Here is a 16066-nt window from a genome sequence, read left to right as displayed (position 1 = left end):
CATTCCCCTCTTAAACATTATTTATTAAAAGATGAAGCAAACAATAACCATTACCGAAGTCTTAACTAAAGATGTACGTTTCCCAACAAGTGATGAACTGGACGGTTCAGATGCTATGAACACGGATCCGGATTATTCCGCGGCCTATGTCATTTTAAAAACGGACCATCCTGAATTTGAAGGTCACGGATTGACCTTTACCATTGGTCGTGGCAACGAATTATGTGTGGCCGCTATTGAGTCGCTTTCACATTTAATTATTGGTAAAACCTTGGAGTCGTTCACTCAAAATATGGGCGATTTCTGGAAGATGATTACGGGCGACAGTCAATTGCGTTGGTTGGGGCCAGAAAAAGGCGTCATCCATTTGGCGACAGGTGCCGTGGTTAATGCAGTGTGGGATTTATACGCTAAAGTTGAAGGGAAGCCCCTTTGGAAATTGATTGCCGACATGTCTCCGGAGGAGTTCGTCAAATGTGTAGACTTTACATATATCACTGATGCGATCACTCCTGAGGAAGCTTTGGAACTGCTTAAAAATAATGCGGCTACCAAACAAGAACGCATTGATATTCTATTGAAAAACGGCTACCCGGCTTACACAACGTCTGCAGGTTGGTTGGGCTATAGCGATGATAAAATGCGCAGATTATGCCAAGAAGCGAAAGCGGAGGGGTTTAAACACATGAAAATCAAAGTCGGTTCTGATTTGCAGGATGATATGCGCCGTGCACAGATCATTCGTGAGGAAATTGGAGACGATTTGCAATTGATGATGGATGCCAATCAAAAATGGGATGTAGATGAAGCGATAGAAAATATGGCATCGCTCAAAAAATTTAATCCGTATTGGATTGAAGAGCCTACAAGTCCGGACGATATTTTGGGTCATGCCAAAATTGCCAGAGCTGTAGCACCTATAAAAGTGGCGACGGGAGAACATTGTCAAAATAGGGTGATGTTTAAACAATTAATTATGGCGGATGCTTTGCAAATCTGTCAAATTGATAGCTGTCGTGTTGGTGGGGTTAATGAAATATTAGCCATTTTATTAATGGCGGCAAAATATAAAGTCCCTGTGTGTCCACACGCGGGCGGTGTTGGGTTGTGCGAGTATGTGCAGCACTTATCCATGATCGATTATATTTGTGTGAGTGGCACTATGGAAGACCGGATTATTGAATATGTAGACCATTTACACGAACATTTCTTCGATCCTGTGGTCATTAAAAATGGCGCTTACATGCCACCGCAACAGCCAGGATACAGCATCACCATGAAACCAGAATCATTAGAAACCTATAGTTTTCCTAACGGAGACGTTTGGGCTAAAAAACTACAAAACGCATAATTATGATATTTAGTTTAAAAGGAAAAACAGCCATCATCACCGGTGGTGGTAGTGGAATTGGGAAAGCCATTGCGACCACATTCGCAAAACAAGGCGCACATGTTTGTATTTTAGATTTTAATACAGATAATGGCAATACTACCGTTTCAGAAATTGAAAAGGAGAAGGGGTCAGCCAATTTTTATCAATGTGATGTTTCTAATCAAGAGCAAGTCGAGGGCATTTTTAAGGAATTAGCGCAGACTAATACCATCGATATTTTAATAAACAATGCCGGAATAGCGCATGTTGGAAATATTGAAAACACCAATCCCGATGATTTGGACCGTTTGTATAATGTGAATATCAAAGGCGTTTATAACGGTATGAAAGCGGCCATCCCATATTTTAAAAAGCAGAACAAAGGGGTAATTGTCAATATGGCGTCCATCGCCTCTTCGGTTGGGATTTCTGACCGTTTTGCGTATTCCATGACTAAAGGCGCGGTGTTGACCATGACCTATTCCGTAGCAAAAGATTATGTGGCTGACGGCATCAGATGTAACTGTATTTCTCCTGCACGTGTGCATACGCCGTTTGTAGATGGATTTATAGAAAAAAATTACCCAGATAATCAGGCTGAAATGTTCGAGAAACTTTCAAAGACCCAACCTATCGGACGCATGGGGAAACCTGAAGAAATAGCCCATTTGGCATTGTATTTATGTAGTGATGAAGCATCGTTTATCACAGGAACTGATTTTCCTATTGATGGCGGTTTTATTAAATTGAATGGCTAAGCCTAATTCACATCACGCAGAATAGTTGTGCCGATAAATATTAAAAACATATAAAAAATATCTCAAAAATGAAACTCATAAGATTCGGATCAGAAGGTCAAGAAAAACCAGGATTGCAATTAGAAGATAAACGTATAGATGTCAGCGCTTTTGGTGAAGATTTTAACGAAAAGTTCTTCGAAACCAACGGATTGGAGCGTTTAAAGGACTGGTTGAAAACCAATGCCGAAAATTGCCCAACAGTGGATGACGCTGTACGTTTAGGATCGCCAATTGGCAGACCTTCCAAATTGGTTTGTGTCGGATTAAATTATGCACAGCACGCTGCTGAAGCGGGTATGAAAGTGCCATCAGAACCCGTGTTGTTTTTCAAATCTACCACCGCAATTGTCGGCCCGAACGATAATGTCATCATTCCAAAAAACAGTGAAAAAACAGATTGGGAAGTGGAATTGGCCATCGTTATTGGAAAAAAAGCATCGTATGTTGAGTTAGAAGATGCCGACGATTATATCGCGGGCTATGTGTTGCATAACGATGTGTCTGAACGTGCTTTTCAAATTGAAAAAGAAGGCCAATGGTGTAAGGGGAAAGGTTGTGACACATTCGCACCGTTAGGACCATTTATGGCTACTAAAGATGAAGTTAAAGATCCAAATAATTTGAATTTGTGGTTAGAAGTGAACGGTGAGCGTTTACAAGATTCTTCAACTTCCGATTTTATATTTAATGTTCAGCATGTGGTGTCGTACATCAGTCAGTTTATGACCTTATTGCCTGGCGACGTGATTTCAACAGGAACGCCATTTGGTGTTGGATTAGGATTCAATCCGCAACGTTATTTAAAACCTGGAGACGTGATGCGTTTAGGGATTGATGGTTTAGGGGTTCAAGAACAAACTGCAGTAGCTTACAAATAAATTCAACGAGACTATTCAAAATTTAATAGCGAAACGGAAATGGCTAAACGCGCACAGCATGTGTCCAAAAAAACCATAGATAAAAACTCATGAAAATAGACGCACATCAACATTTTTGGTGCTTTAATCCGCAAAGAGATGCGTGGATTACTGATGACATGGCAGTGCTTCAACGTGACTTTTTACCTGAAGATTTACAGCCCTTGTTGCAGCAGCATCAGTTTGATGGATGTGTGGCCGTACAAGCGGATACTTCAGAAAAGGAAACCGAATTTTTATTGAATTTAGCCGAAAAACATCCATTTATAAAAGGTGTTGTGGGCTGGTTGGATTTGGGCAGTGATGCCATCGATGAGCGCTTAGAGCATTTTTCAACCCATAAAAACCTAAAAGGTCTGCGGCATATCGTTCAAGCAGAACCTGATGGTTATATGCTACGGAAGGATTTTCAACGGGGGATTTCTAAGTTGGAACAACACAATCTCACCTATGACATTTTGATTTTTCCACATCAACTGGAAGAAGCCATCGCCTTGGTCAACACATTTCCTAACCAGAAATTTATACTCGATCATTGTGCAAAACCCTACATCAAAGACGGAAAAATTAAAACTTGGAAACGTCATATCGAAACCCTTTCAGGTTTTGAAAACGTCGCCTGTAAAGTGTCCGGATTAACGACGGAAGCCGATTGGAAGCATTGGAACAACACCATTATCCACCCTTATTTGGACGTGGTTTTTAATGCCTTTGGAACCAAGAGAACACTTTTTGGAAGCGATTGGCCAGTAAGTGTATTGGCAGGAACTTATGCCGAAACAGTTGGCCTTATAGAACAATATATTGCCCAATTTACAGAAACCGAACAACAACACATTATGGGCCTCAACGCAAAAACGTGGTACCATTTAAAAGATTGAAACTATGGATTTAAAACTAAAGGATAAAGTGATCATTGTCACGGGAGGATCAAAAGGTATCGGCAACGGTATTTGTAATCTATTAGCCCAAGAAGGCGCAATTCCTGTGATTGTAGGACGCACAGAATCGGATGTTTTAGAAGCTGTAAAAACCATAAAAGATAACGGAGGAAAAGTTTTTCATGCTATTGCAGAACTGACCAATAAGGAAGAATGCAAACACGCAGTTGAAAAGGTGATTAAAGAATTTGGGCGTATTGACGGCTTGGTGAATAACGCGGGGGTTAATGATGGCGTCGGACTCGAATCTGGGAATTACGATGACTTTATGAGGTCTATCCAGCGCAATGTGGCACATTATTATGCGATGGCGCAATACGCGTTGCCTGAGCTTAAAAAATCTAAAGGCGCGATTGTCAATATTGGTTCCAAGACGTCTGTTACTGGCCAAGGTGGCACCTCAGGGTATGCTGCGGCCAATGGTGCAAGAAATGCATTAACGAGAGAATGGGCCTTAGAATTATTACCCTATAGAATCCGCGTCAACGCCGTAATTGTTGCAGAATGTGATACGCCACAGTATGCAACTTGGTTGAAAACCTTTCCAAATCCTGAAGAGCGTTTGGCTGAAATCACCAAAAATATTCCTTTAGAAAACCGAATGACCACCACTGCTGAAATTGCCAATACGGTCGCATTTTTAGTGTCAGAAGTATCAAGCCATACTACCGGGCAATTGGTGTTTGTTGATGGTGGCTACACCCATTTAGACCGCGCTTTATAATGATGAAAAACCTAACTAAACAACCAATCGTATCCAGAAATATTCTCCTGCCATTCATATTGATTACCTCCTTATTTGCATTGTGGGGAATCGCGAATGACTTGACCAATCCGATGGTGTCGGCATTTAAAAAAGTAATGCCAGAACTCTCCAATACGCAAGCGTCTTTGGTGCAGTTCGCGTTTTATTTTGGCTACTTCTTTATGGCCTTGCCCGCAGCATTGTTCATCAGAAAATACAGTTATAAATCTGGAATCCTCGTAGGATTGACCTTGTATGCCATTGGCGCCTTCTTGTTTTTTCCAGCGGCCAAATTCGAAACTTTTAATTACTTTCTAATTTCACTCTGGGTCATGACTTGCGGATTGGCATTTTTAGAAACCACTTCTAATCCGTTGATTTTAGCTTTAGGTCCAAAAGAAACAGCCACACAGCGCCTTAATTTAGCGCAGGCTTTTAATCCGATTGGTTCTTTAACGGGAATGATTATCGCCCAAGTGTTTATCATTGATGCCCTTCGATCCGTAGATTTTACGGAAGAAGCTTATCAAGCGTTGTCCAGTTCCGAAATGGCAGCCATCAGAGAAAATGATTTAAGCGTCATCAGTGTACCCTACATTGCATTGGGCGTTTTGGTCTTGATCATTATGGCCGCAATTATGGTGGTTAAATTCCCTAAGGTGGAAGCGCATTCTAAAATAGCCCTTTCCAAAACCTTTAAAATCTTAGCTAAAAATAAAACTTACATTACCGGTGTCATCGCACAAATGTTCTATGTGGGCGCGCAAATTATGTGTTGGACCTTCATTTTTCAATATGTGGACAATTTAAATGCAGCATTACCAGCTGATGAACAACTCACTGCAACCTGGTATAATGTTGGCGCCATGCTATTATTTCTAGCAGGAAGATGGCTCGGAACCCTATCTATGAAGAAAATTAGTCCAGCCAAATTATTGTTCATTTTTGGAATTGGTGGCGTCATCACTACGACGATTACAGTTTTTGTTGGCGGACATTTAGGTCTGTACAGCTTGGTGGCAACATCCCTTTTTATGAGTATCATGTTCCCAACTATTTACGGAATTTCGCTCAACAACATGGGCGATGAAGCTAAAATTGGATCCGCCGGTTTGGTGATGGCCATTGTAGGCGGCGCCTTGCTGCCAGTGTTACAAGGAAGCATTTTAGATATTGGAGGCCCTGGCTTTAGCGATGTAAAAATATTGGGTTACATTCCTGAGATTAATTTTTCGTTCATCCTGCCTTTAGTCTGTTTGGCCGTCGTGGCATTATTTGGATATAAAACTATGAAGCATGAAAACGTATAGACACTGTTTTGCACTCGATTTGATCAATGATGACGAATTGATTTCAGCCTACAAAAAACACCATGAAAAAGTTTGGCCGGAAATTGTTGAAAGTATTAAGGATAGTGGCATTCTCAATCTAGAAATTTATTTGGTCGAGAATCGTTTGTTCATGATTATGGATGTGAATGAGTCGTTTTCGTTTGATAAAAAGAATGAAAATGATGCCAACAATCCGACAGTTCAAGAATGGGAAAGCCTGATGTGGAAATATCAACAAGCACTTCCTACTGCCAAAGAAGGCGAAAAATGGTTGCTTATGGAAAAGATTTATCATTTAAAAGCGTAGCGGATCATGGAATTGACAATAAACCCCAAATATCCATCCGTCACCGATTTACGAAAACGAGCGATGGTGAAAATGCCAAGGTTCGCTTTTGAATATCTCGATGGTGGCTGCAATGAAGATATCAACTTAGATAAAAATCGCACCGACTTGCAAAAAGTGGAATTAATGCCACAGTATTTGTCCAAGTTTGATAAGTCAGATACCCGAACGGAATTGTTTGGTCATACTTACGATTCGCCTTTCGGAATTGCACCTGTAGGACTTCAAGGTCTGATGTGGCCTAACGCGCCAGAAATTCTGGCCAAAGCCGCCTTTGCGCATAATATTCCGTTTATTCTGAGTACCGTGACGACCTCAAGCATTGAGCGTATTGCGGAACTGACGGAAGGTACTTCTTGGTTTCAACTCTATCATCCTGCGGATGAAAAAGTGAAACGCGATTTGTTAGACCGAGCCGCCAATGCCGGAACTGATGTGTTAGTAATTTTAGCCGATGTCCCAACCTTTGGGTACCGACCGCGAGATATTAGAAATGGCTTGGCCATGCCGCCAACCATGAACCTTAAAAATATTCTTGAAGTATTTACAAAGCCTGATTGGGCGCTTCAAACCTTGATTCACGGGCAACCATCATTCAAAACCATGGAAGCCTATATGCCTAAAGGCTTAAACTTAAAAGGCTTGGGTGAATTTATGGATATGACATTTTCTGGGCGTTTAAATGAAGATCGTATCGCATCAATCAGAGGTCAGTGGAAAGGAAAACTGGTGATTAAAGGTGTGGTGAGTGAAGAAGATGCGCAGAAAGCGATCAATTTAGGTGTGGATGGCTTGATTGTGTCCAATCACGGCGGACGCCAATTGGATGCTGGGCAATCTACCATTGTACCGATGACACATCTTGCAGAAAAATTTAAAGGCCAAATCAAAATTATGGTCGACTCAGGATTACGTGGTGGCCCGGATATCGCCAGAGCCATGGCAAGCGGCGCCGAGTTTACCTTTATGGGCCGTAGTTTTATGTATGGCGTTGGCGCTTTAGGAAAAGAAGGCGGCAATCATACCATTTCATTGATGAAGCGCGAATTTCAGCAGGTGATGGAGCAGGTGTGTTGTGAGAAGGTTGAGGATTTACCTAGGTTTTTGGTGAAATAATGCAGATTATAGAGAAGAGAACATAGAAAAGAGAAAAGAGAAAAGAGAAAAGAGAACAAAGAAAATAGAATAGAGAGAAGAGATAATCTCAATTCATAATTCGCGATTTTCAAATTAAAGCTCACACTTAAATTCTCCTCCTTTTAAAGGATGAGTGGATTCTGCTTCCGGATAGAAGCAGAAGACGAGGTGGTTTTTGGATGGTGATGGGTAGGATTGAATATTGAATAGAGAAAATAGAACAGAGAGAAGAGAAAATAGATTAGAGAAAAGAGTATATCGAATAATGAATATCGAATACGGAATATGGAATCAAGAACTAGGAGCCAAGATTCAAGACTCAAGAACCAAGACTTGATTTGAACTAACTCATAATCTTTCGTGAATATGAATAATGATTGTTCTTGTGTTACCTGTTTACAGATGATTCAGATTAGATAAATAAAAAAAATAAAAGACTTTGAAAAATTTAAAATTAGCCTTTAGTGCCTGCTTCGTTTTTCTGACGCTAACAACGGTTGCCCAAAAAAGTAATCCTTTGGAATTGTGGTATGAGGAGCCAGCGACAGTGTGGATGACCCAAGCCTTGCCGATAGGGAATGGTTATGTAGGTGCGATGTTTTTTGGAGGGATTCAGGAAGAACAAATTCAATTTTCAGAAGGTACACTTTGGTCTGGGGGTCCTGATTCAAATCCTGAGTACAACTTTGGGATTCGCGAGGGTGCCCATAAACATTTGTCTGAGGTAAGAGCCTTGTTAGAAGAAGGCAAAAAAGCAGAGGCTCATAAATTAGCTCAGTCAAAATTTACAGGAATTATTGATACCGGTAAACAGTATAATGCTGAATTTGGCGATTATGGAGCGCAACAAACCATGGGTGATATTTTTGTAAAAGTGGGGCATTCTGGAGACGTTACTGACTACAAGCGCAGTTTGGATATTAGCAACGCCTTAGGAAAGGTAGAATATACTATTGGTAAAACGACCTATAACCGTACCTATTTTGGAAATTACCCAAGCAATACGATGGTCTATCGTTTTGAAAGCTCCAAAAAGACGGACTATGAAATCCGATTTATAACCCCGCATGTCCTCGTGTCTCAAAATTTTAAGGACGGCGTCTATACGTTTGAAGGTAAAGTTGCCGACAACGGAATGCCGTTTGAAACGAAGTTATCCTTAAAAATGTCCGATGGTAAAATCAGTTTCAAGGATGGTGTCATTTATATCAAAAAGGCCAAAGATGTTGTTATCTTAAACACGTCGGCAACAGGATATACTTTAGAGTTTCCTACGTATAAGGGCAATGATTATAAAGCAGCGAATAACGCAGTAGTTCAGAAATGGAACAACACCACATTTGAAAAACTAAAGAAACAACATATTGCAGATTACACTCATTTGTTTGATCGTGTCAGTTTGAATCTGGGAAAGCGCAACGCGCTAAGTATGCCTACTAATAAACGTTTACAGGCCTATGCTGAAGGCGCCAATGATAACGCTTTGGAAAGTCTGTATTTTCAATATGCCCGTTATTTAATGATCGCAGGAAGCCGTCCAAACACCATGTCCATGCACTTACAGGGCAAGTGGAACAACTCCACCAATCCGCCGTGGGCTGCTGACTACCACAGTAATATTAACTTAGAAATGATTTATTGGCCTGCTGAAATGACCAATCTTTCTGAATGCCATGAACCGTTTTTAGACTTGATTGAGAGTTTGGTGGAGCCAGGGAAATTGGCCGCCAAAGAATTTTTTAATACCCGTGGCTGGATGGCCAATACCATGATCAATGCATTTGGGTACACCTCACCAGGATGGGGTGTGGACTGGGGATTCTTTCCAACCGGCGCAGCGTGGTTTTCGCAACATTTATGGGACCATTATGATTTTACCCAAGACAAAACCTATTTGAAAGAGAAGGCCTATCCTATTATGAAGGAATCGGCGCTTTTTTGGATCGATTATTTGACTAAAGATGAAAATGGGAAATTGGTGTCCACGCCGTCGTATTCGCCAGAACACGGTGGGATTTCGCAAGGTGCTTCTATGGACCATCAAATTGCCTGGGACATTTTAAACAATTCACTCAAAGCGGCTGAGGTGTTGGGAATTAATGATGACTTTACCAATACCGCGAAACTGACCAGAGATGCTATTTTACTTCCAAAAATCGGCTCTTGGGGACAATTGCAGGAGTGGACCGAAGATGTTGATGATCCAAAAAGCGATCACCGTCACGTCTCTCATTTATTCGCCTTACATCCAGGAAATCAGATTTCCACCGCGAAAACTCCAGAATTAGCAGAAGCATCACGTGTTACTCTAAACGCTCGTGGTGATAGTGGAACAGGTTGGTCTCGTGGATGGAAAATGAACTTTTGGGCACGTCTTAATGACGGAAACCGCACCCATAAAATGTTGAAAAGCTTACTGAAACCTGTAGCCGATAACAATATTGGGACCTCCACGGCTGGAGGTACTTATTCTAATTTATTATGTGCACATCCGCCATTTCAATTGGATGGAAATATGGGTGGCGCTTCAGGAATGGTAGAAATGCTGTTGCAATCGCACTCCGGAATCATCGAACTTTTGCCAGCCTTACCGGACGCCTGGAGCTCTGGAGAAGTGTCGGGACTAAAGGCTCGTGGCGGATTTGAAATAGATATGCGTTGGGAAAATGGACGAGTCAAAGAAGTCAAAATTGCAGGACAACCTAACCGACCAGTCCAAGTTAAGGTTAATGATGAGCTGTTAACATTTAGCTTAAATGCTGACGGTATTTATACTTATAAAGCGCAATAAACCCACCCTTAAAACAGCGTGTTTTCGTGATTAAAAAGCTCCAATTCACAATAACGGTACGATCAATCTTAGTTGGCGCACTCACCAGCACAATGCTGTTGAGTTGCGCTGGCCATCGTTCTGCCCACGCCGTCGTCGAAAATTTAGCGGAGCGAATACTGCCTGCAGCAACCTCAAAACAATTTGCTTTTGAAAAACTCGACAATAGTGTACTTGATAAATTTGAGTTAAGTACTAAAAACGGCAAAGTATTGGTTAAAGGAAACACGCCCGTAGCCATGGCTTCAGGGCTGAATTGGTATCTCAAATATCACACGAATAGCAGTGTGTCGTGGAGCGGAAACCAAATAGCACTTCCAGAATCGTTACCACAAATTGAGGGGTCAATAACCAAGGAATCGGCGTTTGAGCACGCTTACTATCTCAATTATTGCACCTTTAATTATACCATGTCTTTTTGGGATTGGGAACGCTGGGAGCAGGAAATTGACTGGATGGCCTTAAATGGCATCAATCTGCCGCTCGCTATTACCGGTACTGAAGCTGTTTGGTACAACGTACTTAAAAGACTTAATTATTCAGAAACGGAAATTCTCGAATTTATTCCCGGACCTGCATTTACCAGTTGGTGGCTGATGACGAATTTAGAAGGGTGGGGCGGTCCTGTTTCAAAAGAGTATATCGACCAGCAAGTTGCCTTGCAAAAAAAGATTCTCAAACGCATGCGCGAGTATGGGATGAAGCCTGTACTCCCAGGATTTTATGGTATGGTACCGAATAATCTCAAAGAAAAATATCCTGATGCCGATATTCGCGATCAAGGGCTTTGGGCTGGCGGATTTAAAAGACCCGCATTTTTGTTGCCTACCGATCCGCTGTTCTTGGAAATCGCTAATATTTTTTATGAAGAACAAAAAAAGTTGTTCGGGGAAACCGAGTATTTCTCCGGAGATCCATTTCATGAAGGTGGGAGTACTGATGGCATTGATTTATCTGCTGCGGGAGAAAACTTAATCGGCAGTGTCAAACACGTGTATCCTAATGCGAAGTGGGTATTTCAAGCTTGGCATGCCAATCCGCGGTTGGAATTGCTATCCCGAATTAAAGCGGAGGATATCTTAATTCTAGATTTGGATGCCGATAACAATCCGCAGTGGTCACAAAAGAACGCTTGGGGAGATAAAAACTGGATCTGGTCCACCATTACCAATTACGGCGGAAATGTCGGGATGTTTGGGAGGCTTGATGTTATCAATCGTGAAATCTTTAAAGCTCGGGAACAGCATCCACAGAGTTTAAAAGGCATTGGCGTGATGCCCGAAGGGATTGAAAATAATCCTGTGGTTTATGAGCTGTTGTACGAGTTTAGATGGAGAGATGCCGCTGTTGATATGGATACCTGGTTGGCGGATTATGCACACAGACGGTATGGTGTTGCCAACCCTAACTTAAACAAGGCATGGCAGGTCCTAAATAACACAGTGTATGGCAAGAAAATGGGTCCGCCATACCAACAAGGTACCAACGAATCCATTTTTTGTGCCCGTCCGTCGTTAAATATCACTGGTGTTTCCAGTTGGGCAACCACCGAGTTACACTATAATCCGTCAGAACTGCTGGAAGCTTGGCAATTGTTCATTCAAGAATCTGATGGTTTAGCGAACCGTACCAATTTTCAATATGATGTGGTGGACCTAACCCGACAAGTATTGGCCAATTACGCACAGGTGGTCTATGCGGAGATGGTGCGCCACTATAAAAATGGCGACTTAGGCGGTTTTAATAGGGCCAGCGAAAAATTCACCACCTTATTAAAAGATCAAGACCGCTTATTGAATTCAAGAAAAGAGTTCATGTTAGGATTTTGGTTAGAAGCCGCAAAGTCCAGAGCCACTAATCCTGCCGAAAAAGATTTATTTGAATACAATGCGCGGACTCAAATTACTACTTGGAGTTTTCAAGATTCCAATTTACACGATTATGCCCATAGAGAATGGGGCGGGATGCTGTCTGATTTCTATCTGCCACGATGGGAATTGTTCATTGCCAAACTTACCGCTGAATTGAACGGCAAACATTCCCAAGATATCGATTATTATGCTTTTGAAGAAGGTTGGAATAAAGAGCACAAGCTGTTTCCCACCACAGAACACGGTAACAGTGTGGCCATTGCAAATGAACTCTATCGTAAATATGTTGATGAGATAAAAGCATCTTATGACTAATAGGATTTTTAAAAATCTGGCAAAAATCGTGTTTTAAGTTGCGTGAGATGTTCTCTTGTAGAAAGAGTGATCTATAGCTTTATACTTACTAAATTCAAAACTCAATATCGTCAATACTGATCACGCACCAACCTTGCGTGTGGACGAGCACCCACATCACATCTTTTTTGATTTCAAAATGACCGATGCTAAAATTTTCGACGTTTCCCATGATGGAAATGCCTTTTGTAGTTTTTAGTCGCGATGCCAATTGTTCATTTAACAGTGCGATCTTTTCTTTGAGTATTGGCATTAAATCCAGGCTCAAGGCATTGATGATTTTTTTATAAATAAAGGTGTTCAAAACAGATTTTAGAAGGGTGTTGGTGACCCAATTTTTTCCGCTGCTGTCTATATCGTAGGCTTCCACATATATTTTTTGATTCTCTACATCCATCCGTAAATTCGCATGTACCGACACTTCAATAGTATTCTTGTTGAATAACAGGGTGAGCGGTTGGAGATGCATTTTTAAACAAAGATTATACGCTTTGTTTTGACTTTCGGCAAGCTTCAAATCGAGGATTCTAAAATAGTTAGAGGTGTTACCTCTAGCGTCTTTAGTGCTGATGTTAGTATCCCTAAATTTTTTCTTCAGGAACGCATCAAGAACTTCAAAGCCAATTTGAACTGGCAATGTTAATGAAATATCCTGATCAGATGGTGTCGGATTGGAATTCATATAATAAGAATTGAGAAGTAGAAAATTAAGATAAAATTTGACAGTACATTACCTTCTTGCGATGTTATCTTGTCTCAAATGGTAGTTTTACTTCTATATGCCGCTCAATATAATTCCGATAATTAAAAAAATCAAGGAAGTTATCAGAAACGGTTTTTTACTTTTATAAATATCTGAAATTAAACTCCAACAATATAAATAAATAAAAATTGGTATCATAAAACCTAAATACGGAAAGTCGTTTTCAATTGTAATAGCGACTCCAGTAAAAAACCAAAACATTCGCAATAGAAAAAATAATGTTCCAAACAGAATCCAAATCGCGTTAATTGGAGCCATTCGCAATCTTATTGTTTTTCTTCTGATGGACGCGAAAGGCTTGCTCATCCACATATAGGTAGTGAAGCAAAATGAAAATCCGATTGAAGCGACACTTATTAAAGTCAGGTAATAAACTGAAAATTCATAACTATAGTAATTCGCCCAATTTAAGTCTGTGAAAACTTCTCCAACATTGGATATCTTTAAAATGACTTGAAAAAGTGAATTGAAAATTAAGCTGAATCCGATTCCGATTACAATGCCGCTATAAAAACGGAATTTTCCAATTTCGTTTATCGTGAAGTCAGATTTGAGTTTTTTCAATTCAGTGTAATGTTTGTTGGAATGTTTTACAACCGTTAGTATATGAAAAATAGGCGATGTCGTAGCACGAAACTTTCCGTTAGGCACAACGTTTGATCCGAGCCACAAGCCTGAGTTTAGTGCTGTTTCGTCTATTAAATAAATACCGCTTAAGTTTTAAATAAAAAAAGTCACCCCAACATGAATAAAAAATATCCAGGAATGTGTTAAAGCATTGTGAATCTATAAATTTAATATAAAAAGTAACATTAATTTTGATTTAAGTTGAAATATAGAGGTCCTAAAAATTATTAAATCATCAGAGCGCGTTTCATGGATGGATAATAAGGTCCTTTTAAACTGGTTTGTAAAAAAACGAGTGATGATCCATAGTTGGTATCAAATTTGCCATTACCAATGGCGTAGAAAGTAGTCAAATGGATCAATCGCTTTAACGGTAAAATTACAAGGCTTTCACTTTCAAAATTAATTAATCAAAATTCAAACATTACGTATAAATAAATAACAATTATGAAACATATAGCTATTTTAATATTTGCGACTTTTTTAGCAAGTTGTGGATCAACAAGTGAAATTAAAAATGCAAAAACAGAAACCATTAATAAAAAATGGGAGTTAAGCGTTTTAAATGACAATAAGATTAGTAATAATAAACCTATTTATATAGATCTATCCGAAAACGGTATAATCAGTGGTTTCATTGGATGTAATCGCTTAAATGGTAGCTACACAATTGAAAATGAAAATCAGATTAAGTTTAGTCAATTCGCCGTAACTCGAATGGCTTGTGAGCAAAGAGAAATGGATTTAGAAAATCAAATACTCGAACTTTTAAAAACGTCCAATACCTTTACTATCGACAATGGCGTGCTAAACCTTAATTCTGAGAACAATAAGTCATTAGCCAAGTTTATTGAAATGAGCAAAAGTGAAATCGTAAATAAGTACTGGAAACTGGTTACCCTAGATGGTAAGAAGGTCGAAATGGCTCCTAACCAAGAAAGAGAACAATATTTCATGTTAAGAAGTGATAACACATTTTCAGGGTTTGCAGGATGTAATCAATTTAGTGGGGCATTTGAACTGGAAGAAAACCACAAAATTAAATTTGACGACAATATTAGGGTAACTATAAAGGCATGCCTAGATGATAATATCAATGAACAGGATTTTTTAAAAATCTTTACATTGACTGATAATTACTCTTTAAACACGGATACGTTGATTCTTAAAACGGATAAGAATGCAACCTTAGCAGTTTTCCAAGCGGTGTATTTTTAATAAAACCAGTACTTAAAAATCGAAGGCAATAAACAGGTTGGAGGAATGAATAAATACCTTCTATGTTTTATACTACTCAATCATAGATGAGATGATAATAAACGTTTTTGAAATGCTGTAAATCAATTCATACCAAAAGTAAAATGACAATGAAAATTAAATTCGAAGTAATGAAAAATTTAGCTACTAAATCAAAGATAATCCCAATCACATTATTAATGCTTGGACTACTCTTGTTGGGGGCTTGTAAAAATGACACAAAAACCACAATGGATAACGAGGTGAATTCCAAGAATGAGAAGTCAATAGTTGAAAATGAATTGCTTGTTGGGTCCTGGATAGATGCCTCTGATGCTGCATTGCATTTTACCCTTTTTGATAATGGTACGGCGCGCTCAGACAATATGAAAACGCTTCTCTATAAAAACTGGGAGGTAAAAGGGGATCAAATTACATTTATTGTCGAGAGTATTGGAAACGGAACGTCGTCTATGGACACTCTTACGTACAATATCGAAACATTAACTAAAAACAAGCTGATTCTCAAAAAGGACAATTATCTGTCGGAATACACAAAAAAATAATATACCGAAATGCTAACCAAGTAGTATTTAAGCAATGACTACAATTCCGCTAGAAAAATGGGATTCTCCAATTTTGTAGCGGAATTCAGATTTGAGTTTTTTCAATTCAGTGGAATGTTTTACAATGGTTTGTGTAAGGATAGTTCCGTGTGCAATCAATTAACTTGCTAAAAATGGAACGAACCAGGGGGTAATCCGCAGGATTTTCCAATTTAGGACGGAACAAACTA

At 39.7% G+C, this 16066-nt stretch carries 13 protein-coding genes; 12 read left to right on the top strand and 1 reads right to left on the bottom strand.

Annotated elements, in window-relative coordinates:
* Window positions 1-31 precede the first annotated feature (31 nt).
* The 10 genes from Q0947_RS10410 to Q0947_RS10365 all read left to right on the top strand — a co-directional run bounded on the left by Q0947_RS10410 (window position 32) and on the right by Q0947_RS10365 (window position 12605).
* Window positions 32-1351, top strand: coding sequence for an L-fuconate dehydratase (locus Q0947_RS10410; RefSeq protein WP_299396853.1), 1320 nt, complete (start codon window positions 32-34; stop codon window positions 1349-1351).
* 2 nt (window positions 1352-1353) lie between these two features.
* Window positions 1354-2130, top strand: coding sequence for an SDR family oxidoreductase (locus Q0947_RS10405; RefSeq protein WP_299396850.1), 777 nt, complete (start codon window positions 1354-1356; stop codon window positions 2128-2130).
* 68 nt (window positions 2131-2198) lie between these two features.
* Complete coding sequence (locus tag Q0947_RS10400) at window positions 2199-3050, top strand: fumarylacetoacetate hydrolase family protein (RefSeq protein ID WP_133757567.1); 852 nt, start codon at window positions 2199-2201, stop codon at window positions 3048-3050.
* An 89-nt stretch (window positions 3051-3139) separates the two neighbouring features.
* Entirely contained in the window at window positions 3140-3970 is an 831-nt protein-coding gene (locus tag Q0947_RS10395) for an amidohydrolase family protein (protein ID WP_299396846.1), read from the top strand.
* A gap of 4 nt (window positions 3971-3974) precedes the next feature.
* Window positions 3975-4754, top strand: a complete 780-nt coding sequence (locus Q0947_RS10390; protein WP_299396843.1) for an SDR family oxidoreductase — start codon at window positions 3975-3977, stop codon at window positions 4752-4754.
* Between the two features lie 2 nt (window positions 4755-4756).
* Complete coding sequence (fucP, locus tag Q0947_RS10385; protein WP_299396841.1) at window positions 4757-6085, top strand: L-fucose:H+ symporter permease; 1329 nt, start codon at window positions 4757-4759, stop codon at window positions 6083-6085.
* A complete protein-coding gene (locus tag Q0947_RS10380) occupies window positions 6072-6413 on the top strand; it encodes an L-rhamnose mutarotase (RefSeq protein WP_299396838.1) in 342 nt (113 codons plus the stop codon). The genes fucP and Q0947_RS10380 overlap by 14 nt, the downstream gene beginning before the upstream one ends.
* A gap of 6 nt (window positions 6414-6419) precedes the next feature.
* On the top strand, window positions 6420-7568 hold the full coding sequence (locus Q0947_RS10375) for an alpha-hydroxy acid oxidase (protein WP_299396836.1): 1149 nt from the start codon (window positions 6420-6422) through the stop codon (window positions 7566-7568).
* 460 nt (window positions 7569-8028) lie between these two features.
* A complete protein-coding gene (locus Q0947_RS10370) occupies window positions 8029-10380 on the top strand; it encodes a glycoside hydrolase family 95 protein (RefSeq protein WP_299396834.1) in 2352 nt (783 codons plus the stop codon).
* Between the two features lie 26 nt (window positions 10381-10406).
* Entirely contained in the window at window positions 10407-12605 is a 2199-nt protein-coding gene (locus tag Q0947_RS10365) for an alpha-N-acetylglucosaminidase (RefSeq protein WP_299396831.1), read from the top strand.
* 94 nt (window positions 12606-12699) lie between these two features.
* Here the strand turns inward: Q0947_RS10365 and Q0947_RS10360 are convergent, their stop codons facing one another.
* Complete coding sequence (locus Q0947_RS10360) at window positions 12700-13326, bottom strand: DUF4403 family protein (protein ID WP_299396829.1); 627 nt, start codon at window positions 13324-13326, stop codon at window positions 12700-12702.
* Window positions 13327-14481: 1155 nt separating this feature from the next.
* On the opposite strand from Q0947_RS10360, the gene Q0947_RS10355 reads away from it, so the two are divergent.
* Window positions 14482-15252 carry an META domain-containing protein gene (locus tag Q0947_RS10355; RefSeq protein WP_299396826.1) on the top strand — a complete coding sequence of 257 codons (771 nt, stop codon included), beginning with the start codon at window positions 14482-14484 and terminating at the stop codon, window positions 15250-15252.
* Between the two features lie 170 nt (window positions 15253-15422).
* Complete coding sequence (locus Q0947_RS10350; protein ID WP_299396823.1) at window positions 15423-15836, top strand: lipocalin family protein; 414 nt, start codon at window positions 15423-15425, stop codon at window positions 15834-15836.
* Window positions 15837-16066 lie beyond the last annotated feature (230 nt).

Origin of the sequence: uncultured Gelidibacter sp., assembly GCF_947500795.1 — a bacterium.
GTDB lineage: Bacteria > Bacteroidota > Bacteroidia > Flavobacteriales > Flavobacteriaceae > Gelidibacter.
Note: the sequence above shows the minus strand (reverse complement) of the source record. Positions and strands in the feature narration are given on the sequence as shown.